Source organism: Weissella tructae (assembly GCF_000732905.1).
Lineage (GTDB): Bacteria > Bacillota > Bacilli > Lactobacillales > Lactobacillaceae > Weissella > Weissella tructae.
In genome coordinates this window covers 1,331,661-1,355,853 of the sequence record NZ_CP007588.1, presented here as the reverse complement: position 1 = coordinate 1,355,853, position 24,193 = coordinate 1,331,661, and the positions used below count along the sequence as shown (strand labels likewise).

Annotated in this window: 24 protein-coding genes; 16 read left to right on the top strand and 8 right to left on the bottom strand. The window is 39.1% G+C overall.

Annotation, left to right across the window (positions count from 1 at the left end):
- The 5 genes from rnpA to WS08_RS06705 all read left to right on the top strand — a co-directional run bounded on the left by rnpA (position 1) and on the right by WS08_RS06705 (position 4,385).
- On the top strand, positions 1 to 366 hold the full coding sequence (gene rnpA, locus WS08_RS06725; protein ID WP_009765212.1) for a ribonuclease P protein component: 366 nt from the start codon (positions 1 to 3) through the stop codon (positions 364 to 366).
- Positions 367 to 392: 26 nt separating this feature from the next.
- A complete protein-coding gene (yidC, locus tag WS08_RS06720) occupies positions 393 to 1,220 on the top strand; it encodes a membrane protein insertase YidC (protein WP_009765211.1) in 828 nt (275 codons plus the stop codon).
- 129 nt (positions 1,221 to 1,349) lie between these two features.
- Entirely contained in the window at positions 1,350 to 1,973 is a 624-nt protein-coding gene (gene lepB, locus WS08_RS06715; RefSeq protein WP_009765210.1) for a signal peptidase I, read from the top strand.
- Between the two features lie 101 nt (positions 1,974 to 2,074).
- Positions 2,075 to 2,743: a potassium channel family protein gene (locus WS08_RS06710; protein WP_009765209.1), complete on the top strand. Its 669-nt coding sequence runs from the start codon at positions 2,075 to 2,077 to the stop codon at positions 2,741 to 2,743.
- 283 nt (positions 2,744 to 3,026) lie between these two features.
- The gene (locus tag WS08_RS06705) at positions 3,027 to 4,385 is read left to right on the top strand and encodes an amino acid permease (protein ID WP_009765208.1); all 1,359 of its coding nucleotides are present in this window, start codon (positions 3,027 to 3,029) and stop codon (positions 4,383 to 4,385) included.
- A gap of 83 nt (positions 4,386 to 4,468) precedes the next feature.
- Here WS08_RS06705 and rlmH read toward each other — a convergent pair whose 3' ends face one another.
- Positions 4,469 to 4,948 carry a 23S rRNA (pseudouridine(1915)-N(3))-methyltransferase RlmH gene (gene rlmH / locus WS08_RS06700; protein WP_009765207.1) on the bottom strand — a complete coding sequence of 160 codons (480 nt, stop codon included), beginning with the start codon at positions 4,946 to 4,948 and terminating at the stop codon, positions 4,469 to 4,471.
- A gap of 729 nt (positions 4,949 to 5,677) precedes the next feature.
- Between rlmH and WS08_RS06695 the strand changes: the two genes are divergently transcribed.
- Positions 5,678 to 7,018: a TrkH family potassium uptake protein gene (locus WS08_RS06695; RefSeq protein WP_009765206.1), complete on the top strand. Its 1,341-nt coding sequence runs from the start codon at positions 5,678 to 5,680 to the stop codon at positions 7,016 to 7,018.
- 51 nt (positions 7,019 to 7,069) lie between these two features.
- Here the strand turns inward: WS08_RS06695 and WS08_RS06980 are convergent, their stop codons facing one another.
- Genes WS08_RS06980 through WS08_RS06685 form a run of 3 tightly spaced genes read right to left on the bottom strand, consistent with a single transcriptional unit; the run spans position 7,070 to position 8,470 of the window.
- Positions 7,070 to 7,417: a ribonuclease H family protein gene (locus WS08_RS06980; RefSeq protein WP_242840332.1), complete on the bottom strand. Its 348-nt coding sequence runs from the start codon at positions 7,415 to 7,417 to the stop codon at positions 7,070 to 7,072.
- Between the two features lie 8 nt (positions 7,418 to 7,425).
- On the bottom strand, positions 7,426 to 7,752 hold the full coding sequence (locus WS08_RS06975; protein WP_242840316.1) for a ribonuclease H1 domain-containing protein: 327 nt from the start codon (positions 7,750 to 7,752) through the stop codon (positions 7,426 to 7,428).
- A 37-nt stretch (positions 7,753 to 7,789) separates the two neighbouring features.
- On the bottom strand, positions 7,790 to 8,470 hold the full coding sequence (locus WS08_RS06685; RefSeq protein ID WP_009765204.1) for a DUF6198 family protein: 681 nt from the start codon (positions 8,468 to 8,470) through the stop codon (positions 7,790 to 7,792).
- 123 nt (positions 8,471 to 8,593) lie between these two features.
- On the opposite strand from WS08_RS06685, the gene WS08_RS06680 reads away from it, so the two are divergent.
- Both WS08_RS06680 and WS08_RS06675 read left to right on the top strand, forming a co-directional pair.
- Complete coding sequence (locus WS08_RS06680) at positions 8,594 to 9,253, top strand: TVP38/TMEM64 family protein (protein WP_009765203.1); 660 nt, start codon at positions 8,594 to 8,596, stop codon at positions 9,251 to 9,253.
- 213 nt (positions 9,254 to 9,466) lie between these two features.
- A complete protein-coding gene (locus WS08_RS06675) occupies positions 9,467 to 9,967 on the top strand; it encodes a methylated-DNA--[protein]-cysteine S-methyltransferase (RefSeq protein ID WP_038528675.1) in 501 nt (166 codons plus the stop codon).
- Positions 9,968 to 10,050: 83 nt separating this feature from the next.
- Here WS08_RS06675 and WS08_RS06670 read toward each other — a convergent pair whose 3' ends face one another.
- Positions 10,051 to 10,407 (bottom strand): winged helix-turn-helix transcriptional regulator, encoded by a 357-nt coding sequence (locus tag WS08_RS06670; protein ID WP_009765201.1) that lies wholly within the window; start codon positions 10,405 to 10,407, stop codon positions 10,051 to 10,053.
- A gap of 126 nt (positions 10,408 to 10,533) precedes the next feature.
- On the opposite strand from WS08_RS06670, the gene WS08_RS06665 reads away from it, so the two are divergent.
- The 6 genes from WS08_RS06665 to WS08_RS06640 all read left to right on the top strand — a co-directional run bounded on the left by WS08_RS06665 (position 10,534) and on the right by WS08_RS06640 (position 17,220).
- Positions 10,534 to 11,373: an aldo/keto reductase gene (locus tag WS08_RS06665; RefSeq protein ID WP_009765200.1), complete on the top strand. Its 840-nt coding sequence runs from the start codon at positions 10,534 to 10,536 to the stop codon at positions 11,371 to 11,373.
- Positions 11,374 to 11,411: 38 nt separating this feature from the next.
- Positions 11,412 to 11,888 (top strand): VOC family protein, encoded by a 477-nt coding sequence (locus WS08_RS06660; protein ID WP_009765199.1) that lies wholly within the window; start codon positions 11,412 to 11,414, stop codon positions 11,886 to 11,888.
- Positions 11,889 to 12,068: 180 nt separating this feature from the next.
- Complete coding sequence (locus WS08_RS06655; protein ID WP_038528667.1) at positions 12,069 to 12,932, top strand: SDR family NAD(P)-dependent oxidoreductase; 864 nt, start codon at positions 12,069 to 12,071, stop codon at positions 12,930 to 12,932.
- A complete protein-coding gene (locus tag WS08_RS06650; protein WP_009765197.1) occupies positions 12,925 to 13,752 on the top strand; it encodes a glycosyltransferase family 8 protein in 828 nt (275 codons plus the stop codon). Before WS08_RS06655 ends, WS08_RS06650 begins: the two co-directional genes overlap by 8 nt.
- A 600-nt stretch (positions 13,753 to 14,352) precedes the next feature.
- Positions 14,353 to 16,173, top strand: coding sequence for a pyruvate oxidase (spxB, locus tag WS08_RS06645; RefSeq protein WP_009765196.1), 1,821 nt, complete (start codon positions 14,353 to 14,355; stop codon positions 16,171 to 16,173).
- A gap of 228 nt (positions 16,174 to 16,401) precedes the next feature.
- Complete coding sequence (locus tag WS08_RS06640) at positions 16,402 to 17,220, top strand: hypothetical protein (RefSeq protein WP_009765195.1); 819 nt, start codon at positions 16,402 to 16,404, stop codon at positions 17,218 to 17,220.
- A gap of 270 nt (positions 17,221 to 17,490) precedes the next feature.
- Here the strand turns inward: WS08_RS06640 and guaA are convergent, their stop codons facing one another.
- Together guaA and WS08_RS06630 are read right to left on the bottom strand one after the other, a co-directional pair.
- Positions 17,491 to 19,044, bottom strand: coding sequence for a glutamine-hydrolyzing GMP synthase (guaA, locus tag WS08_RS06635; RefSeq protein ID WP_009765194.1), 1,554 nt, complete (start codon positions 19,042 to 19,044; stop codon positions 17,491 to 17,493).
- Positions 19,045 to 19,156: 112 nt separating this feature from the next.
- Positions 19,157 to 19,915: a biosynthetic peptidoglycan transglycosylase gene (locus tag WS08_RS06630; RefSeq protein ID WP_009765193.1), complete on the bottom strand. Its 759-nt coding sequence runs from the start codon at positions 19,913 to 19,915 to the stop codon at positions 19,157 to 19,159.
- 174 nt (positions 19,916 to 20,089) lie between these two features.
- On the opposite strand from WS08_RS06630, the gene rlmD reads away from it, so the two are divergent.
- Entirely contained in the window at positions 20,090 to 21,556 is a 1,467-nt protein-coding gene (gene rlmD / locus WS08_RS06625) for a 23S rRNA (uracil(1939)-C(5))-methyltransferase RlmD (protein WP_009765192.1), read from the top strand.
- A gap of 18 nt (positions 21,557 to 21,574) precedes the next feature.
- Positions 21,575 to 22,171, top strand: coding sequence for a TetR/AcrR family transcriptional regulator (locus WS08_RS06620; RefSeq protein ID WP_009765191.1), 597 nt, complete (start codon positions 21,575 to 21,577; stop codon positions 22,169 to 22,171).
- Between the two features lie 100 nt (positions 22,172 to 22,271).
- Here the strand turns inward: WS08_RS06620 and WS08_RS06615 are convergent, their stop codons facing one another.
- On the bottom strand, positions 22,272 to 24,140 hold the full coding sequence (locus tag WS08_RS06615; protein ID WP_009765190.1) for a heavy metal translocating P-type ATPase: 1,869 nt from the start codon (positions 24,138 to 24,140) through the stop codon (positions 22,272 to 22,274).
- Positions 24,141 to 24,193: the final 53 nt, after the last annotated feature.

The window sequence follows — 24,193 nt, the reverse complement described above, 5'->3', positions numbered from 1 at the left end:
ATGCGAAAAAGTTACCGTGTTAAATCAGAAGCAGACTTTCAACGCGTTTTTGATCAACATCATTCGGTTGCTAACAAAATGTTTATTGTTTACACCATGGAACGTGAACAGGCTAAGCATTTTCGTTTAGGAATTTCAATTTCTAAAAAAGTAGCCTTACGTGGTCATGAACGTGTTTGGATTAAGCGCCGAATTCGACAAAGTGTGCTAGACTTCAAGCCACGCTTGCGCCAAGACGTAGATATTTTGGTAATCGCACGACCAAGTGCGTATGAACAAGATATGGAAACGATTAAGAAAAATATCGAACACGTCTTTACTCTGGCGGACTTGTTTGTTGATGATTCATCTACAACAGAAAATTAACCTACTATAAATATAGGGAGTACTATATGGAAACTTTAAAGAAGTACATGCAAATGCGCTCATTTCCTATTGCGATGATGGCATTCCTTGTCATGGTTATTGCAGGAATTACGTATCCTGGGCACATTGCAGGGCAAGGTTTGTGGGGAACAATTGTTGCCGCCTTCTCACAATCAATTTTGGGAGTATCAAATTGGTTTGGTGGTAACGCCGGTGTCGGAATTATTGTATACACATTGTTGATTCGTCTGTTGATCTTGCCTTTGATGGCACAACAATCAGCCTCAATGATTAAAATGCAAGAAATTGCGCCAGCGCTAAAGACTTTGCAAGCAAAGTATCCAACACGTGATACTGCTTCAATGCAAGCGATGCAAACAGAACAACGTGCGATTTACAAAGAAGCCGGTGTTAATCCGTTTGCAAGTTTTATTCCATTGTTAGTACAAATGCCAATTTTGATGGCTTTGTACTCATCAATTCAATCAACACCAGCGTTGCAACAAGGGACATTCTTGTGGATTCAACTTGGTGGTCGTGACCCATACTTTGTATTGCCAATCTTGGCCGCACTATTTACGTTAGCTTCATCATTGTTGGTAATGATGGGACAACCAGAACGTAATGGTGTTATGACGACTATGACATTTGCTATGCCAGTTATGATTTTCGTGTTTGCGATTAATGTGCCGGCTGCTTTGTCATTGTACTGGGTAGTTTCAAATGCGTTCCAAGTGGGTCAAACATGGGTTTTGCAAAATCCATTTAAAATTCGCGCTGCGCGAGCTGAAAAAGTTCGAGCTGAAAAAGCACGTGAACGTGCCGTACGTAAGGCAAAGCGCTCACGTCGCTAAAATTATAGATATTTAAGTAAAGTCGACACCTGTGTCGGCTTTTTTTAATAGATATTTTAATTTTGTTCTCAGCTACACATGGTATCCTTATAGATATAATGAGATGAGAGTTACTAAAGGAGTGGTAAGATGAAAGTATTACGTAGCATTCTGTCATGGGTTCTACCAATTTTGGCAGGGTTAGCCATTGCAATGGCAATTAAAACATATTGGTTTCAACCAGTTCAGGTTGAAGGGCGTTCAATGGAACCCAATTTAACGAATAAAGAACGTGTATTGGCTATGAAGAATGAAGAAATTCGTCGTGGAAGTGTTATTATCTTTGATGCTTACGGTGAAGATCCATCACAAACGGAAAGCAAATTGTTCGTTAAGCGTGTAATTGCTATGCCTGGAGATACTGTCAGCGCTGAAGGTGATGTTGTTAAGGTTAACGGAAAAGAGATTAACCAAGATTACTTGGGAGCTGCTGATAAGGTTGCGACAACTGAGCCAGATATGCGTCAAATTGGTAATTGGACAAGCTTGAAAGACTTGGGAAACAAGATGAACTGGCAACGTGATAAGCCATTAACAGTGCCGGAAGGGCAATATTTTGTAATGGGTGATAATCGTGCAGTTTCAAACGATTCACGTTATTGGGGATTCGTGAGTGACGACAAGGTCTTAGGGGTAGTGCAAACACCGTTCTGGGCAGATGCTGATCAAAAGAAGAACATTAATAAGCAATGGGAAGATTTCTATAAAAATTAATGATGACAAAACGCCTAGCAAATTATTGCTAGGCGTTTTTAATATGTAATGCCTTGAAAAGGTGTACAATATGAGAAAGAAAATCGTTACAGGAGAAAAAGATGCAACAAACATATGCAATTATTGGTTTAGGGCGTTTTGGTAGTTCATTGTTGGAATCATTAATGGATGCTGGACAAGAAGTGTTGGCTATTGATAAGGATCCAGACACAGTTGAAGACTATATGGATGTCGCGACACACGCAGTTATCGCGAATGCACAAGAAGAAGATGCACTAAAAGACTTAGATCTACCCAGCTTTGATCATGTTATTGTGTGTATTGGGCATAATCAACAAGCTTCCATTCTAACGACAATTTTGTTGAAAGATTTGGATTGTAAAGATGTTATTGCCAAAGCTGAAACAAAACTACACGCACGTGTTTTAGAAAAAGTAGGTGCAGATTTGGTTGTTCGCCCTGAATTGGAAATGGCGGAACGATTGGCTGAAAATCTGATGGCACCAAATTTGGTGAGTTATATTGAATTAGGTGACGGATATTCAATTGCTGAAATTAAGGTGGCTAACCTAAAGTATTCAAATAAATCAATCGCAGAACTGCACCTAGATCATCAGGATGGGTTACACGCTGTTGCGTTGAAGTCTAAGGATCAAGTTTTAACAGAACCTGCTTCAGATGCGCGAGTACAAATTGGTGATGTCTTAACGGTAATTGGGAAAACAATTGATGTACAAGCGTTTGAAGATTCAGTAGCTGTGGAAAAGTAAGGCAAGTATAGTTGACGTGTTACTTTTAAATTGGTAACATATGACTATTACTTTTTGATGAACATTGAGAAATAATGCATCTATTTTTTGGCTAAGAGAGCTCTGGTATGGTGAAAAAGAGTCCAAAAAAAGCATTAGGGGAGCCTTGGGAGAAAAGTGATACCTGTAATTAAGACGCTTAACGTAAGTTAAGAAGTAGGGTGGAACCGCGTTATTAACGTCCCTATGTCAATTAAATTTGGCATGGGGCTTTTTTGTGCCCTCATGCAGGAAAGAGGTTCTTATGACTGAGAACAAAGAAAATACAGAACTCGAACGAGGACTGTCGTCACGCCATTTGCAAATGATAGCAATTGGTGGAGCAATCGGAACAGGATTGTTTTTAGGATCAGGAGAAGCGATTAAAACCGCAGGTCCAGCCTTAGTATTAGCCTACGCTATTACAGGATTCTTCACGTATCTTATGATGCGCGCAGTTGGAGAACTGCTAATGTCCAATACGCAATTGCGATCATTTATTGATTTTGTTCGTCTATATTTAGGTGAACGATGGGAATTCGTGATTGGATGGGCCTATTGGCTGAGTTGGGCAAGTTTAGCGATGGCCAATTTAACCGCTACAGGAATTTATTTACGTTATTGGTTTCCGCAGCTACCGCAATGGTTAGCACCGTTGTTAGTTGTGATTCTACTTATTGGGGTTAACTTAATCAATGTTCGTTGGTTTGGAGAACTGGAAAGTGGATTTGCTAGTGTAAAGGTTTTTGCCATTATTGGGTTAATTGTTGCAGGGCTATGGATGATTGCAACTGGATTTAACACTAATGGGACAACTGCTAGTTTTGCCAATTTGATTGATCATGGTGGATTCTTCGCTATGGGTGGATGGGGATTCTTACTAGCGTTCCCAATGGTTATCTTTGCGTTTACGGGAATTGAAATGGTTGGTTTAATGGCTGGTGAAACAGCTAACCCAAAGAAGGATTTGCCTAAGGCAATTAAATCAGTACCTAAGCGTATCAGTTTCTTCTATGTTGGATCTTTAGCAGTTATTATGGCTATCTATCCATGGAACCAACTGGATGCTAGTCAATCGCCATTCGTCCAGGTGTTTGCAGGATTAGGAATTGGATTTGCAGCGGACTTAGTTAATTTCGTTGTTTTGACATCAGCTATGTCAGCCGCCAATTCAGCGATTTTCTCAACATCACGTACACTATATGTTTTGGCTAAGAACAAGCAAGCACCTCGTGCGTTAGCGAAATTGTCTAAGCAAAATGTACCAGTTAATGGAATGTTAGTATCTGTGGCTGCGTTCTTGTTTGGGGTATTGCTAAACTACTTCTACCCAACACGAGTATTCGTTATGATTACTGGGGTAGCCACGATTAGTTTCATCTTCGTATGGATCCTAATTTTATTAGCACATATTCAATACAAGCGTTCAGCGGATGCGCCAGTATCTGATTTCAAGATGCCGCTATTCCCGTTATCAAGTTACGCAACAATCTTGTTCTATATTGCCGTGTTAGTAACGTTGTTATTTAATGAAACAACACAAATTTCAGTCGTAGCTGCAATTATTTACTTTAGTTGCATGGCTGTTGGTTACAGCATTTGGCGTCGTAAGAAAGAAATGTAATAAAAAGCTCCTATGGAAATGATTCCCATAGGAGCTTTTTTATTTTAAGTCGAGGTACCCCTGCATGTTTCACATGAAACAATTTACTTATGGTAAGGGGACCCTTGATTAATCATAAATGCACGATAAATTTGTTCAGTTAGGACCAAACGCATTAATTGATGAGGCAGGGTGAAACGACCAAAACTAATTTGTGTATTTGAACGCTTTAGAACGGCAGGATCCAATCCGAGTGATCCACCAATAATAAATGTTAAATCAGAATTTCCAGAGACCGTTAATTTTTCAATTTCTTGGGCTAATTCTTCACTGCTGCGTTCTTTTCCTTTAATGGCTAATGCAAAGACATATTCACGATCCTTAATCTTACTAAGGATGCGTTCACCTTCTTTTTGCATAATTTTATCCATCTCAGCTTGGGATAATTGCTCAGGCGCTTTTTCATCAGGTACTTCGATGATTTCGAATTTCGCAAATTTTTGTAGACGCTTGGCATATTCAGCAATACCGTCTTTTAAATATTTTTCCTTTAGCTTACCAACACAGATGATTTTAACGTTCATCATAGACTCCTTAATCATGTTTTTCTAAAATATTGTTCGGGTTAGTGCGAATTTCATATATTTATCCACAAGAAATTTGCATACTTGGTGTATCAATATGCCTATTATATCATGCCTTTCGGAGCGTATTAACGATTGCTTTTGAAGTTATCCACATTTATTGTGTTTAGTTGTGGATAACTCTTTGAAAGTTGATTATATCAACGTTTTTAGCAGGTAACATGTGGTGGATAACTCAATAAAAAAATAAGTTATCCACACAAATTGTGGTTATATTTAAGTCTGGTTAAAGTTAACGAACAATAGGAGCGGTAAAACGTTTTATCGTTCGTTAATTTCTAAAGTAAAGTTTTAAACATAGCAAATTAGCCTAAAAAAGATATCAGAGTGAGTGGTAATGTGGAAAACTCCGCACAACTGTGGATAACTTAGGTAAAAGCTAATGATAACAACTTAACAGAGTTAGGATAAACCTATGCGAGGTTGAGTAAATACGATAAGAACGCCATTTTAGGCAATTTTATCGCTTGTGAAAAAATGAAGTTTGTGAAAATTCTGGAAACTAAAACTGTGCATTTATCCCCAAAAATGATGAGTTATACACAGGTTATCCACAATTAATCCACAAGTTATGCACAGAGTTATCCACAAGGGGGATAACTACAAGTGGGTTGGCTGTGGAATTTATAAAATAAAAATGTATAATGGGAATGAATTGGAGTGTTTACTATGCATAAGTTATTTGATAGATTAACCCCGCCTCAAATATTAACCGCAGGATTTTTAGCGATTATATTTGTAGGTGCTGGATTACTAAGTTTGCCGATTGCGCAAAATCCGGGTGTGAGTGTCTCTTTTATAGATGCGCTATTTACGGCGGTGTCCGCTACAGCGATTACTGGTCTGACTGTGGTAAACACATCGGAGACGTGGTCATTTTTTGGCCAAGTTGTTTTGTTAATTATGATTGAAGTAGGTGCGCTAGGATTTATGACATTTGCGGTGTTGGTTCTAACACTGACAAGACAAAGGTTAGATCTTAAAGCACGATTGTTGATGCGAGAAGCATTAAATTTGCGTAATTTAGGTGACGTAAAGAGTATGCTGACCTTTGTTTTCTCGTTATCATTTATTATTCAGATTATTGGTGCCATATTATTAATGTTTGCGTTTATTCCGAGATTTGGAATTGGGCAAGGAATCTATTTTAGTATTGCCCATGCGATTTCAGCATTTGGAAATGCAGGATTTACCTTCTTTAAGGAACCAATTACGATATTCCAAAATTCACCGTATGTACTCTTTGTATGGATGTTTTTGATTACTGCCGGATCACTAGGGTTCTTGGTATGGCGAGACTTATTATCTTTGAAACGTGGTGGACGATTGAGTCTGCATACGCGTATGGCGCTAACAACATCAAGCTGGTTAATTGTAGGAGGATTTACTGTCTTCCTATTTACAGAAAAGTTAATGCATAACTTATCAGGGCTAAGTTTATGGGAGCGTGTATCTGATACATTGTTCCTAGCGGTCGTCCCACGTACTGCTGGGCTAGAAGTTATTCCGCTATCGTCGTTATCAGTTGGTGGTTTGTTTATCATTATGGTATTGATGTTCATTGGTGGAACGCCAGGGTCAACATCAGGTGGTATCAAAACGACGACTCTAGGGATTTTATGGTTGCAATCCGTTGCGGCCTTACGAGGGCAAGAACAGGTTAATTTTGGTAACCGTCGAATCAGTCAGAAAACGATTGTTAAAGCATTGATGTTAGCGGTGATTTCAACAGCCTTTGTTATGTTTGTGTCGTTATTATTATGTATGACAGAGACGATTCCTAAAGGGTTTGGATTAGAGTATATTACTTTTGAAGTCATTTCGGCGTTTTCTACTACTGGATTCTCGCTAGGATTAACGCCTAATTTAAGTGTTATTGGTAAAATTATTATTATGTTCGTGATGTTTATTGGTCGTGTTGGGTTGTACACAGTGATGTTCTCTGTTTTGAATATCCGTGAAAAGCCATCGCATTATCAATATCCAACCGAAGAAATTATTATTGGTTAAAAAAAGCTCTCAGACGTTGTCTGAGAGCTTTTTTGTATATTTAGGTATCTTTTATAATGCATCCATTGCTTCGTTTAGCAATCGGTCGACAAGTACGTTTCCGTTACTTGTCGCATGTCCTTTAACCCAAATAAAATCTAAACGATTTTCAAGAGGTTGCACTAAGTCAAAAATTTGTTGCCAACCTTTCAGGTTGGCAATTTCGCCACCTGCTTTTTTCCAACCATTACTTTGCCAGTTATACATCCAATTTGTGACAGAATCTAACACGTATTTAGAGTCGCTGACAATTGTAACAGGCGCATCTGTCTTAGCTGCTTGTAGTAATGCGTTAATGAGCGCTAACATTTCCATTTCATTATTAGTACGGCCGAAATATCCTTTAGCATCTGAAAACACAGGTGTGTTTAGATCGCTACCCGCATAGATTGCAATTGCCCAGGCAGCTTTATCCGTTGCTTTAACATGCCCACCGCTAACGTTTCCGGTATTTCGCTACCGCCATCCGTGAAGATATAGTAACGTTTTGAATCTGCTTTAAAAGCACCATCATATGCCGTTTCGTATGAACGTGATCCAGAATTTTGGGCATCAAACCAAGCTTGAGCTTCGGCTCTTGATGTAAATCCTTTATATTTCGGTGCTGGTTTTGTCTGGGTCATTTTTTGTACTTCTGACCAGGGTTTTGTATAAAGACCTTCATATTGATTGCCGACGATTGCATATGTTTTCATAATTACTCCATTTTAAGTTTCAGGTGAGTCTTGTTAATTATAATTGTGACGTTGTCCGATGCATTAAACGTGAAAAAACAGTTCTATCGGCCATGTTAATGACAAATCCCATGCCAATAAAGGCTAAGATAGTTCCGATGTTGACAGCAACGAGCTTTCCGGTTGTTAACCAAACGAGTAAGCAGATTGAGATTGGAATCGCAAAATTTAATGTTTGTGCTATGACAACATTACCTTTAAAATAGGTAAAACGCATTACATTTGTCATGTCATCTAAAGGATGTAGGACGAATTGTAAACGTTGTGTGATAGAAACACCGGCACCAATGCAGATGATACCAAGGATATCGATTAAAAATCGTAGGATTCCGGGGAGTTGACCAACACCAAGGTTAAGGAAAAATTGGTTTGTATATCCGAGTGTCATGCTGAATAGGGCAACGAAAGTTAGGTTACCGAAGAAACGCCGAGCATCGAAATGTTTGGATACTAAGGTGACGATAAACGCGGCAATGATGCCGAATAACCCAAGGAATATTGTAATGTTTACGTGTGATACGTTAGCTAAATTTGCTGCTGCGGCAGTCCAAGGTGCAGATCCCATGTTGGTTGCAACAGTGAGTCCGTTACCAAAGCCGTTCAATAAGAGTCCGGCGAAAAAGAAGATAGCAATCTCATATGGGGTGAGAGAACGTGGACCATTTACATCGTTAATCATGAGGACACCTTTCCTTGTTATGTAATTTGTTTTGTTAATGCTATTTTAACAGAAAGTAACAAAGGGCATGAGGTGGGTTAAACAATTGAGTAGTTATACATATAGGAAATTGGAGGCAGTGATATGACAGATAAAGAATTAACGAACGAAGAAACACCACAAAATTTAGCGGAGGCTTTGGAAAAAACAGAGCGTAATAAGTATTTCCAATGGTTTATCCAAGGAGTTTCATACGCAGGAATCATCTTTACAATTTGGGCTTGTTGGCAATTGTATAAGATGGGCGCATTTACTGATTCTGAAGTTATGATTAACTTGGTTAAGGGATACGGTATTTGGGCACCGATCATTTTTGTCTTTATTCAAATTATTCAAGTTGTTATTCCGATTATTCCTGGAGGGGTAACGTTAGCTGCTGGGGTTATGATTTTTGGCCCTTGGTGGGGATTCGTTTATAACTACGTTGGAATTGTTGTTGGTTCATTTATCTTGTTCTGGTTGGGACGTAAGTATGGAATGAAGTTAGTTGAAGCTTTTGTCAGTCAAAAAGTCATGGATAAGTACATGACTAAGTTGGATACAAAAGGATGGCGAACAACATTTGCTGTGATGATTTTGTTACCAGTCGCACCTGATGATGCTTTAGTATTGCTAACAAGTTTGACACGTATGACTTGGCGTGAATTCTTCTGGATCATCGTGCTATGTAAGCCTGCAACAGTTGCGGCTTATAGTTTCGGGATGATGTACGGAATGGAATGGTTGACAAAATTGTTGGGTTAAATTAAATAAATTAGGAACGCTCTACACAAGTAAATTTGTGTGGAGCGTTTTTTAGTATGTTTCACGTGAAACATACTGAGTAAAAGGAATGAGCCAAAATATTGTTCGTATGTATATTTATACGTGTCGGGTGCATACTCAGAATTGGATTAAATTTAAGGTGTACGATGTATATTAAATAATGTATTGAAAACGCATGTGAGGTACACAGATATGAATAAGTGGATATACCACTCTCCTATGGGAGATTTAATTATGGTCAGTAATGATACACATTTAGTAGGACTATGGTTTAGTGATCAAAAATATGTGGGTGGTAGTTTAACGTTAGATAGCATCAAAGTACAGCTCTCAGATATTAATGAACGCGTCGTACAATGGTTAGATTTGTATTTCGCTGGAAATAAACCAGACCCCCGCATAATTCCAGTTGATCCACAGGTAACTAACTTTAGAAAAATTGTTCTGGGGGAATTGAGTAATACGCCATATGGAACGATTAGAACATATCAATCCTTATATGAAGGAATTAATGTGGAATCAAATAAAAAGATTGGGTCCGCAAGAGCAGTGGGTGGAGCGGTAGGACATAACCCAATTTCTATTATCATTCCGTGTCATCGTGTTGTGGGAAGTGATGGGTCATTAACTGGCTATGCTGGCGGATTAGAGCGTAAAAAGAGGTTACTTCAATTAGAGGGCGTGCAGATATAGATAAAAGAATCTTTTTGTTTCTACATTTATATATAGAGAAATAAAAAACTTCACGTTCAATTTGAACGTGAAGTTTAAATGACTTATTTTGTTTTAAGTGCGACGGCATGTCCTTGGGACTTCATTGTTTTGATGTGTTGTTCTCCCCATGTACATAGATTGTCTAGTACAGCGCTTAATGTCATACCATAGTCACTTAGTGAATATTCAACTTTAGGCGGTACTTGATTGTATACATGACGATCGACAATATCTGCAGCTTCAAGTTCACGTAGTTGTTGGGTCAACATTTTTTGACTAATACCGGGGATTTGACGTTTTAGTTCACTGGTACGGAGTTCTCCATGACGCAGATTGCATAAGATAATAGGCTTCCACTTTCCACCAATGGCTTCCATAGTGGCTTCAACACCAATTTGATAAATTTTTTCATCAGACATAATATTTGTCCTTTCATGCATAGGTACTAAAAAGTACCTATGGCACTTTAAAGTATGTACTTGCTACTTTGTTTTTATAAGTATATCCTATAATCAACAGTTAAGGAAGAACAGGAGAATAAAAAAATGATTAACTCTTTACAAGATACAATTACACTAAATAATGATGTTGAAATGCCAGGTTTGGGATTGGGTGTTTTCCAAATTCCAGACGAAGATACAGCAGAAGTTGTGGCTTCAAGTATTGAAAATGGTTACCGTCTAATTGATACAGCTCAAATTTATGGTAACGAAGCTGGTGTTGGTGAAGGAATTAAGCTTGGTTTAGCTAAGACAGGTTTGAACCGAGAAGATTTGTTTATTACATCTAAGGTTTGGAACTTTGGTATGAGCAAGGAAGATGCGATTGCATCAGTTGAAGCAAGTTTGGAAAAGCTACAACTGGATTACGTTGACTTGTTCTTGATTCACTGGCCTGGAGACAAGCAATACAAGGATGCATGGTTGGGCTTGGAAGAACTATACGCTGCCGGAAAGATCAAGGCAATTGGTGTAAGTAACTTCCAACCACATCACCTAGAAGACCTATTGTCATATGCTAAGGTTGTGCCAGTACTTAACCAAGTTGAATTGCACCCTAAGTTGTCACAACGTGATCTACAAGCATTTGGTGCTGAACATGGTATTAAGACCCAAGCATGGTCACCTTTGATGCAAGGGCAAATTCTAGATAATGAAGTTATTGGTGAACTTGCAGCAAAGTATAACAAGACACCAGCTCAAATTGTATTACGTTGGGATATTCAACGTGATGTAATGTTGGTTGTTAAGTCTGTTAAGACATCACGTTTGTTGAGTAATGCTGATGTATTTGACTTTGAATTGTCTGCAGATGATATGGAAATGTTGTATAATTTGAATGAGGATCTACGTGTTGGACCTCACCCAGATGTATTTAATGTCTAATTTAAATATGTAACAGTCACAATCGGGAGGACAGTAATATGAGTAACATGGGATTTTCTATGGTAAACCACATCGGAATCACGGTAAGTGATTTGGATAAGTCAGTTGAATTTTATGAAGCTTTGTCAGGGAACAAAGTTTCTAACCGTGATTCAATTGGTGGAAAGCGTATGGCACAAGTTCAAGGACTTAAGGAAGTTGATATTAAGTATGCTAACTTGCGCTTAGGAAATATCAACATGGATATTTTACAATACGTTGAACCAACAGCCTCAAAGGCAAACTATTCTAATGAACAAATTAGTGCTATGCACATGTGTTTTGAAGTCGAAGACCTAGAAGCTGCAATGGGACGCTTGAAGGAATTAGGAATTGAACCTGAAGGAGAACCTATCTACTTCGATGAAGAAGATGGGTTGAAGTCAGGATTTGGTACTGGAGTTGTTTATTTCAAGGATCCTGATGGAACTAACTTGGAATTGATCGAACCTAAGGGACCTTTCACACGTGGATAGTTAAATGAAAAAGTCTACTCATTAATATGAGTAGGCTTTTTATTTGGGAAAATGTTTCATGTGAAACATTAGGAAGAAAAAAGTTGCATTAAGATTTAACAAAGTCCATGATGGTATGGTCATCAGTGTAAGTGAAAAACAATCGATGGTTATCTTTGATAACCAGTTAAGGAGAGGGATATGGGGAAGAAAAAAGTTATTGTTATTACAGGTGCATCATCTGGTATGGGAAAAGCCAGTGCTGAATTATTTGTAAAAAAAGGATGGCAAGTTTATGCAGGGGCACGTCGTACCGATAAGATGAAAGAATTAGGGTACATGGGAGTTAGAGTGTTACCTTTGGACGTGTCAAAAACAGAAAGTAACCAAAAATTTATTGAGACCGTTTTACAAGAACAAGGACGTATCGATATATTGATTAATAATGCTGGATATGGACAATATGGCGCAGTGGAATATACAGATATGAAACAAGTGCGCCAACAATTTGAAGTTAATGTCTTTGGGGCAATTGAACTATCAAAACTTGTTTTGCCAGCAATGCGAGAACAAGGATTTGGGCGCATCATTAATATTTCGTCAATTGGTGGGGACGTGTATATGCCATTAGGTGCTTTTTATCACGCCACAAAGGCAGCGTTGCAACAATTTTCAGATTCATTGGATCTAGAAGTTAGTCAATTTGGTATACGATCTGTTGTTGTGCAACCAGGTGGCACTCAATCAGAATGGTCAAAAATTGCGATGGAAAATGCGCGAAAAGATTTACCTGAAGATTCACCCTACCAAAAACTAATAGACAGTGTTTCAACTATCTTAGTAAACAATGAAGGCAAAACAACTAGCGCTGATTTAGCGAAAGTATTTTATAAAGCTGCTACTGATGCAAAAGCTAAACGTCGATATTTAAATTCAACGTCGGATAAAATGATTGTATGGGCCAGTCGAACAATGCCGAATGTCTATAAGAAGGTCATGCAATCAATGTTAGATAATAATATGCATAACAAAAAACAAATAAGAGAAGGTGTCCGTGATGAGTAATCCAATTGATTTATTGTTTACAATTGATGAGCGATATATGGCGCCCTTACAAGTAGCGTTAGTTTCAATCAAAGAAAATAATCCTAATCAAGATATGCGAGTTTGGATTGTTTACGAAAGCGTATCTGAGGTCAAGATAGAGAGCTTGAGAACTCTAACAAATAAGCTAGGGTATGATTTAAATGTCGTCCAAGTTGATGGCAGTAATTGGTCAGATGCGCCAATTGAAGATCGATATCCAAAAGAAATGTATTTTCGTTTGTTAGCAGGTGAGATTTTACCAAAAGAAATCACAAAAGTTATCTATATGGACCCGGATATCCTCGTCATTAACTCTATCCGTGAACTTTGGGATTTGGATATGGGAGAATATATGCTGGCTGCTGCGACACATACAGGAGTAATCGATGTCACAACGCCAATAAATAAAGTTCGCTTAGATATAAAACATGGGTATTACAATTCAGGAATTATGGTGATTAATCTTGAAAAAGCTCGCGAAATTGTACGCTGGGCTGATATAAGTGATGTGATCCAAGAACATGGCAACATGCTCTTACTACCAGATCAAGATATTTTAAATTACTTGTATGGAAAATACGCGATTGAGATACCTGATGAAAAATGGAATTATGACGCACGCATGTATACAAGATATCTTACGGCCAGTTTAGGGGAACGTGATATTCATTGGGTTATGGAGAATACCGTAGTACTCCATTTCTGTGGAAAGCCTAAACCATGGGATAAAAAACATGATAACCGCTTTACTGGATTGTATTTAGATTATCTGAAAAAAACTAGTCGTATGATGGATTAAGCTAAAATGTTTCATGTGGAACATTCTCGATATATATGTGGAAATATATAAATAAGATAATATACTTCATTGATATTTTAGAATCCAAAAATAGATAATAAAAAGAGAGACGTTCCACGTGGAACATCTCTCTTTTTTGTTTTGTTGATAAAATCGTATGATTTTTAAAATAAATTTTTAAAAGATAGATACCGATTTTAAGGTTTTTTGACAGTCAATATTTAACATAATTAAAAAATAGCTTATAGGGAATTTGCAGAAAGACAAATCTTCCATACTGAATGTAAGTGAATATAATCACGATAAAACATCGCGATGAATCAATGTGATGATTGCAAAATAATAGAAAATATATTTTACAGATATGGTTAGTATGTAGACGAATATTTAATTTCACAAACGAACATGTTTTTAGACACGTCTAAAAGGTTGTTTTTGTGTTTATTGAATGTGAATGTAAACACAAGCATAAATGCCGATTATATCGCGGTTTTTAGTGTGTTTCGTATGGTTAATGGCTTGACATTATCCCATAAAATTAAGTAAAATACAGTAGTAATTAGTAAACGTTTACACACATATTATGGAGGCTTTGTGAATATGTCAGATAAGAAGATGTCAGCAGGATTAGCTGCGCTTAAGGTAATGGAAGGTTGGGGCGTTGACACCATGTACGGTATTCCTTCTGGAACACTTAGTGGTTTGATGAACGCAATGGGTAACCCTGAAAACAACATCAAGTTCTTGCAAGTTAAGCACGAAGAAGTTGGTGCAATGGCTGCGGTTATGCAATACAAGTTCGGTGGTAAGTTGGGTGTTACTGTTGGTTCTGGTGGACCTGGTGCAACTCACTTGATCAACGGATTGTACGATGCTGCTATGGATAACATTCCAGTATTGGCAATCTTGGGATCAAAGCCAGTTCGCGAATTGAACATGGACTCATTCCAAGAATTGAACCAAAACCCAATGTACGAAAACATTGCGGTTTACAACCGTCGTGTTGCAACTCCAGAACAATTGCCACACTTGGTAGACGACGCTATCCGTACAGCTATTGCTAAGCGCGGAGTTGCCGTTCTTGAAGTGCCAGCAGACTTCGGGTTTGCTGAACTTGATGTTGAATCATTGTACTCAACACCATTGTACTCATCAGGTGAAAAGTTCAAGAACTACAAGTCAGCTCCTGTTGAAGAAGCAGAAATTGACGAAGCAGTTGAATTGTTGAACGCTGCTAAGCGTCCAGTAATCTACGCTGGTATGGGAACAATGGGTAACGGAACTGCGTTGCAAGAATTGGCACGTAAGATCAAGGCACCTATTATCACTACTGGTAAGAACTTCGAAACTTTCGAATGGGATTTCGAAGCCTTCACAGGATCAACATTCCGTGTTGGTTGGAAGCCTGCTAACGAAACTGTTTTGGAATCAGATACAGTATTGTTCGTTGGAACTAACTTCCCATTCTCAGAAGTTGAAGGAACTTTCCGTAACGTTGACAAGTTCATCCAAATCGACAACAACCCAGCAATGCTAGGTAAGCGTCACCAAACAGATGTTGCCATTCTTGGTGACGCTGGTGAAGCTATCAACGCTATTCTTGCAAAGGTTTCACCAGTTGCTGAATCAGCATGGTGGAATGCTAACATCAAGAACGTTCAAAACTGGCGCGATTACATGAACAAGTTGGAACAAAAGACTGAAGGTGACCTACAAGCTTACCAAGTCTACAACGCCATCAACAAGTACGCAGCAGAAGATGCTATTTACTCAACTGACGTTGGTAACGTTACACAAATGTCAATCCGTCACTTGCACATGACACCAAAGAACATGTGGCGTACATCACCATTGTTTGCCACAATGGGAATTGGATTGCCAGGTGCAATTGCCGCTAAGAACGCTTACCCAGACCGTCAAGTATGGAACTTGGCTGGTGACGGAGCCTTCTCAATGGTATTCCAAGACGTTGTTACTACTGTCCGTTACGACATGCCAGTTATTAACGTTGTATTCACAAACACTGAATACGGATTCATCAAGAACAAGTACGAAGACACAAACACATTCAACTTCGGTGTTGACTTTACTGATGTCGACTACGCTAAGATTGGTGAAGCACAAGGTGCTGTTGGTTTGACTGTTAGCCGTATCGAAGATATCGATCGTGTAATGAAGGAAGCTGTTGATTACTACAACCAAGGTCGCGTTGTTGTTATCGATGCTAAGATCACTAAGGATCGTCCAATCCCAGTTGAAACTTTGAAGCTAGATACAAACTTGTACGGTGAAGAAGTTGTTGCTGACTACAAGGCTAAGTACGAAGCTGAAGAACTTGTACCATTCCGCGAATTCCTTGAAGCTGAAGGTCTAACTTCAAAGTACATCAAGGAAGACAACGGAAACAAGTTTAGCTTCTAATTTTAAATAGACAGGACGAAAGATTTACGGGACATCCATTGGATAACTTCTGAAAATTAATCTACTGACTAAAAAAGACTCCTAGTTTGAATTTATTTCAAATGTAGGAGTCTTTTTTTGTGCCTATGTCTCAAATAGTTTTAACTTCATTTAAATGTTCACATCTAGTATTGTGTATATCCGCTGTTTTGTTTAGTATTGAATATGACAGATAAGGGAGTATGGACTATGATGACAAAGAAATTGATGTATATCGCGGGGGTTTTTGCGATTGTGGGAACAGGTGTGGTTACGGGGGTTGTGTTAAAACAACAAGAAGGTCATGCTGAACAAACAATGAAATCGACTGCACTCAAGGATATTGAGCGCTTGAGTAAGCAAGCGAATGATTCAGATATTAAAAAAATGGATCAGGAAATTGTTAAAATAAAGGGTATCAGTGTATCTAAAAACGAAGAACAAGAAAAAAGTAAAATTGTGAAGGATATGCAGGATAAATTGATCCTACGTATTAAAAAGAACGCAAATAACACAGCTAAAGATGCTAAAAATAAAAAGCAAATTGAGCTAAAATTTAAAGAATTACACAAGACAGTTGCGAACTTAAAGTCATTGTCAAAGAAGCAAAAAGAAACACTAAAGACTGAACTGAATGAAATTAAGTCAAAGGCAATTAAGAACAAAAAGAAGAAGGTAAAGAAAGAGACGTCTAATCTTGATGTTTTGCCAGATGTTGTAGAGGAACCGATTCTTGAAGAAGAGAATATAGAAGAGGAGTCCTCAGAGGCTGCAGAAAACGTGATTGACGAGCCACAAGAGCCTGCTAGTCATGTTGTGGTACCTGAGACACGTAATCAAGGTCAAACGCCTGTGTGGACACCTACAGCCCCTCAGGGGGGTGGATCTAATGAAGGAACCCAACCAAATCCTGGTGTTGAACCAGAAGGGGCAAGCCCAGAGGGTGCTGGTGAATCGGGTGATCAACATACCGGTGGTGAAGAATCTAGTCCAGAAGTTCCGCAAGGTAATCTATCTTCGGAAGGTTAATATATTAATCATCTAAGTATTGAAATGATAAAAAAGAGCCGACATTAATGTCGGCTCTTTTTGTTTCACGTGAAACATATTAGTTGATAGTGGGATATAAAAACTAATAAAATCAGATAAGCGTAGATGAAAACAAAAACGGTGCATTAACTAATTAGTTAATGCACCGTTTTTGGAGACAGTTTTGGAGACAATTCAAGTAAATTAATCTCGTATTGTGCCTAATTAATCTTAATAAAAGCCTTTTAAATCAACGATTGTGGGAGTTTTTTATTCCCATTCAACAGTTGCAGGTGGCTTAGCTGTAATATCGTAGACTACACGGTTGATGTTAGCAACTTCGTTAACGATACGACGTGAGATTTCTTCAAGAATATCCCATGGCAACTTCGCGAAATCAGCAGTCATTCCATCAACAGATGTGATGGCACGAACAGCGATTGTGTAATCGTAAGTACGGATATCTCCCATAACCCCAACTGAACGAACGCCAGTTAGAACTGTGAAGTATTGCCATACATCACCATCAAGACCATTCTTGGCGATTTCTTCACGCAAGATTGCATCTGATTCACGGACGATTTCTAGCTTATCTTCTGTAATGTCACCAAGAACACGAATTCCAAGTCCAGGACCTGGGAATGGTTGACGCCAAACAACATCGTGAGGCATACCCATCTTTTCACCCAAGTTACGAACTTCGTCCTTGAACAAAGTGTTCAAAGGTTCGATCAACTTGAATTGCATGTCATCAGGCAATCCACCAACATTGTGGTGTGACTTGATTGTTTGTGCAGTTTCAGTTCCAGATTCAATAACGTCAGTGTACAACGTTCCTTGAGCCAAGAAGTCGATTCCATCAAGCTTAGTTGCTTCTTCATCGAAGACAGCGATAAATTCATTACCAATCAACTTACGCTTCTTTTCAGGATCAGAAACACCAGCAAGCATGTTTAGGAAACGTTCTTGAGCATCAACCTTGACGATGTTCAAACCGAACTTACCACCAAGAAGTTCCATAACTTCTGCAGCTTCGTTCTTACGCAATAGACCGTGATCTACGAAGATACAAGTTAGTTGGTCTCCAATTGCACGTTGCAAAAGAACCCCAACAACAGATGAATCAACACCACCAGAAAGACCAAGAAGAACCTTCTTGTCACCAACAGTTGCACGAATATCTTCGATTTGTTCGTTGATGAAGTCTTCCATAGACCAGTTACGGTTTGCCTTAACGGCCTTTTCTACGAAGTTTTCCAACAATTGCATACCGAAGACACTGGCTTCAGTTTCAGGGTGGAATTGAACTCCGTAAAGGTTGCGTTCGCGGTTTTCCATTGCGGCAAATGGTGTGTTTTCTGATGTTGCAACAGCCTTAAATCCTTCTGGAATGCTCTTGATAACGTCACCGTGTGACATCAAAACAGTTTGACGTTCAGGTGTACCAGCAAACAACAATGTTTCTGGGTCGATGATGTCTACTTCAGTTTCACCGTATTCTGATGAACTATCGGCAGGAACAACTTCTCCACCAGGCAACATGTGTGCCATCAATTGCATACCATAACAAACACCTAGGATTGGAAGTCCTAGTTCAAAAATTTCAGGATCAATGGTGAAAGCACCCTCTTCATATACAGAGTTTGGCCCACCGGAGAAGATAATTCCCTTTGGGTTGATTTCTTTAATTTCTGCAGCCGTTAACTTGTGTGAACGAAGTTCTGAGTAAACTCCCAATTCACGGACACGACGTGAAATTAATTGGTTGTATTGTGAACCGAAGTCCAAAACCAAAATACTATCATGTTGTTGTGCGTTCGCCATAGTGATCTCCTTTTTAAATATTGTTTAACATTATACGTGAGAACTAACAATAATCAACCGTTAAACGATTAGAAACTTCCCATAATTGGGTGTAAGTGGTATAGGGTGATTGTTAACGATTAATGAGCCCATCTGTGATAGATGACGCCTTACTATCATTATACATACTTTTAGATATGTTTCCATTGTTAAGCATAGATAGTAAAACAATATCTCGGCGTTCTTTTACCAAGTCTGGATTAGTGTATAAATCAAAGTTTGCTGGGCTTTGTCCTATTCCAGCAATGGTTGCTTGTTGTGCTAATGTAAGTTCAGAAAGTGGCTTATCATAGTATAGATTAGCTATGGTTTGAGCACCGTATGAATTGTGCCCTTCGTAAAGTTTGTTCACATAGTATTCAAATAACTGGGGCTTACTGTACTCACGTGTGATTTTAAGTGCTAAGTAAATCTCTTGAATCTTTCGTGTGATGGTTTGATCTGACGCGTCCGTTGAAAAAACAGTCAGCTTGACTAATTGTTGTGTAATAGAAGATCCACCACGGGGCGTTCCCTGACCAAATAACGCAGCGATATTAGAGATGATTAATGCTTTAATACCACTTCGATTAAGCCCATTATTTGTCGGGAAGGTCGCGTCTTCTGTGGCCATAACGGCTTGTTGATATGTTTTTGGAATTTTATCTACTTTAATGTAATCTTGCTTGCCTGTCTCATTTGGTAAGGCACGCAATTGATTTTCGGTAATGGTTGGTGCTTGACTGACGGTGTAACCGACGAATCCAGTTACGGCAATCAAGATAATAATGAAAAGTTGGAATAGTCTTTTAAAGATGCGCTTTGAACGCTTTTTTGTTTGTTTTTTAGTCATATGTTTATCCTCTTATAGGTGAGTATGTCCCTAATGTAAGGCAGGTTACTTTTAATTGCAATAAGCTCAGTGACTTTTACAGAAAATGCAAACATTTTTAACGGTGGGCATGGTAGAATGAACCCAACAACCGATATTGAAATATCAGTCAAAGAAAGGCTTTTGTAGAACGAAATGGCAGAACAATATAAGAAAACAAATTACCGTGCAAAGAACAGTGCAAACAACAAAACAAATAACTTCCGTGGAAAGCGCCCACAAGGAAAGCCAAACCCTAACGATGTAAAAGTTGAAGTGGGTGACAAGCTATTAATTACGATTAAGCGTTTGGGTATTAATGGAGAAGGAATTGGATACTACAAGCGTAAGATTACGTTTATTCCTGGTGCCTTGCCTGGGGAAGTTGTTGATGTACGTGTTACAGAAGTAACGCCAAAGTACATTCAAGCAGAAATTCGTAAGTTTAAGCAAAAGTCTGAAGACCGTGTAGAGCCGATGGATGATCAATCTATTGGTGGAGTGGAATTGGCGCACTTAGCGTATGACAAGCAACTTGAATTTAAAGAAGATGTGATTCGTCAAGCGTTGGAAAAGTACCAACCACGTAACTACACACGCTACAAGATCTTGCCTACTATTGGGATGGATAACCCAGTTGGTTACCGAAACAAAGCACAATTCCCAATTCGTGAAGTTAAGGGGAAGTTGGCCGTTGGGATGTACCGTCCTAACTCACATGAGTTGGTTGATTTACCGGAAATTTCAACACAAAATCCAATCACTTTGAAGGTTGTCCGCACATTGCGTGACATTATCGAAAAGTTGGATATGTCTGTTTATAATGAAAAGAAAAATACAGGAAGCATCAAAACTTTGGTTGCACGTATTTCTCAATCAACAGGTGAAGTACAAGTAACCATCGTGACTAATGGTCATGAATTCCCGAAGCAAGATGCATTCTTGGACGCTGTTGAGGCAGAATTGCCAGAAGTTGTTTCTGTGCACCAAAACGTAAACCCAGGTAAGACATCACTTGTTTGGGGTGATGAAACTGATTGGGTTTGGGGTAAGGATTACATCACTGAAACAATTAACGGTAAGACTTTCAAGTTGTCACCTCGTGCCTTCTTGCAAATGAACCCTGTGCAAACTGAACGTTTGTACAAGGAAGTGATTGACGCCTTGGATTTGAAGCATGCCGATAAGTTGATTGACGCGTACTCAGGGGTCGGAACTATTGGAATTACATTGGCAGACAAGGCTGGTGAAGTTCGTGGAATGGATACAATCTACGAAGCCGTTGAAGACGCGAACGAAAACGCAGCGGACAACGGACTAGAAAATGTTAAGTATGAAGTTGGTGAAGCAGAATACTTGATTCCAGAATGGCAACAAGAAGATTGGATTGCGGATGCTATGGTAGTGGACCCGCCTCGTACAGGTTTGGGATCACCATTGCGTAAGACGATCATGCAAACAAAGCCAGAGAAGTTTGTCTATGTTTCATGTAACGCATCTACATTGGCACGTGACTTAGTTGAATTGAGCATGATTTATGATGTTGATTACATTCAATCAATCGATATGTTCCCACAAACAGCCCGTTGGGAAGGAATCGTTAAGTTTACACTTCGTCAATAAGACAAAGGAGTTCGCCTGATGACTAAAGTGAGTAATGAACAAATTTTTCGTGTCGCGCAAGTGGTGTTAGCTGAAAAAGGGTATGACCATGCCCGATTGGCTGAAATTGCCCGACGTCTAAATATTAGTGCGCCTGCTTTGTATAAACATTTTCCAAATAAGGAAGGCTTATACGATGCAGCATTACAAAATTGGATTGATCGTATTGATGCACCTGGTTTCGAAATGAATCAACGTGCAGCACCCGATGAACGACTAACAAGGTTACACGATTGGCTATGGCAATTAGTTGAGCGTCGTGTGCACGCGTTTGCTGAAAAACCAGCCATGACAAGATTGTATGAAACGAAATTAGTTACTCAAGAAGTTTTGGTGAATGAACGCATGCAATCATTTGCTGAAAGTGTGGAACGAATCATGGCATGGGATACATTCCGACAACAACGGGGTTTGTTAATCATGCAGACGTTTTTGCCGTTCTTCCATCCGTATTTTGCCCACAGTTGGGAAGATGCTTTGTTTAAAACATTGTTTGAATCAACCTGGATTGAGATTCAGCCTATCTTGATTCAAGATGGTGTCATTGAGGCAGCAGTCGATCGTCCTAAAATTTAATTGCATAATAAAAGCCCTGTAGCGTTGCTACAGGGCTTTTATCTTTTCATGAATACTAACATTAAATTACTGATTAGTGGGCTGAGATAGACGCTCAGGCTTAATCATCATAGTTTGCGCGAAGGATACGCATAGCGTTTAGTACGGCTAATACCGTTACTCCAACATCAGCGAATACGGCTTCCCACATCCCGATAACACCAAAGGCTCCAAGGGCTAAGAAAATTCCCTTAACAGCTAGTGCAAATACAATGTTTTGTACAACAATTTGACGTGTCTTACGAGCAATCTTCATAACAGTTGCAATGCGTGAAGGCTTATCATCCATGATAACTAGGTCGGCAGCTTCAATGGCGGCATCAGAACCCAAACCACCCATGGCAATTCCTACATCGGCTTGCATCAAGACAGGGGTATCATTGATTCCGTCACCAACGAACGCAACCTTTTTGTTTTCTGCTTCTTTGGCTTGCAATGCTGTAATTTCAGTTACCTTGTCCGCAGGTAGGAGATTTGTTTTAACGTCATCCAAACCAAGTTGCTTTGCAACGGTCGTTCCAACCGCTTGGTTGTCACCTGTTAACATAACTGTGTTTGTCACACCTTGTTGGTGTAATGACTTAATGGCAGCTTTAGCATCTGATTTTGGTTGATCAGCGATAACAATGTGTCCCCAGTAAACGCCATCAACAGCGACGAATACTGTGGTACCAGCTGAATCAAGTTCTTGTTCTGGTAGTCCAATTGCGGCCAATGCCTTGTTGTTTCCAACAACGACTTGGCGGTCGTTAACCACGGCGCTAATTCCATTTCCAGCAGTTTCGACTGTTTCAGTAATTTGGTAAGCGGCTAGGTCCCTAGTAAAGCTCTTTACAATTGAGCGTGCAATTGGGTGCGTTGATGCTTGTTCCACCGCAGCTGTGTAGCCAAGCAAATCTTCCTCTGTGACACCATCAACAGGTACAATTTCGCGAACAGTAAAGCGACCTTCTGTCAAAGTTCCAGTCTTATCAAAGACAACTGTATCAACATTGTTTAGGGCTTCTAGATAGTTACTTCCCTTGATCAAGACACCGTGTTGAGAAGTGGCTCCTAGACCAGCGAAGAAGGCAAGTGGCACTGAAAGTACCAATGCACAAGGACATGAGATAACCAAGAATACTAAGGCACGAGATGTCCATAGTGACCATTCACCACCAAAGAAAATAGGGGGAACGATTGCTAATAGAAGCGCCGCAACAACGACTACAGGTGTGTAAATACGTGAGAACTTTGTGATGAACTTTTCAGTATCAGTCTTCTTTTCACTGGCATTTTCCACCAAGTCCATAATTTTAGCAACAGTTGAATCAGCGTATACCTTTGTTACTTCCAACAACAATGTTCCATTGTCATTGATAGAACCACTTAGGACATCATCGCCTGCTTTAACAGCTTGTGGCATTGATTCACCTGTAAGTGCAGCTGTGTTCAAGTTTGATGTACCATCAATAACTGTTCCGTCCAACGGTACTTTTTCACCAGGCTTGATTTGAATAATGTCGCCAATTTTAATTGTTTCAGGTGCAACTTCTTTAAATCCGTTTTCTGTTTGTAGATTAGCGTATTCAGGCTTTACAGAAAGCAATTCTGTGATTGAACGCTTTGAACGATCAACAGCTGCATCTTCAATGATTTCCCCAACAGAGAAGAACAACATAACAGCGATTGCTTCAGGATAATCACCTAAGATTAAGGCACCAATTGTGGCAATACTCATCAAAGTATTTTCATCAAAGAAGTCACCTTTCAAGATGTTACGAACGGCTTTAAGAACCACTCCACCTCCAGCAAAAACATAGGCGACTAAGAAAATGGCAATACTTAGTGCGTTTTTCGGCATCATCACTGCCAAGATTGTTAGCACTGTCGCTGCAATTAACAGAGACGCGCGTTTTTTATTTTCAGCATCTAAACGTAAATTCTTCATAATGTAACTCCTCCTCTTATATGAAAGTTTTATCATATGATAAGTTTATCATA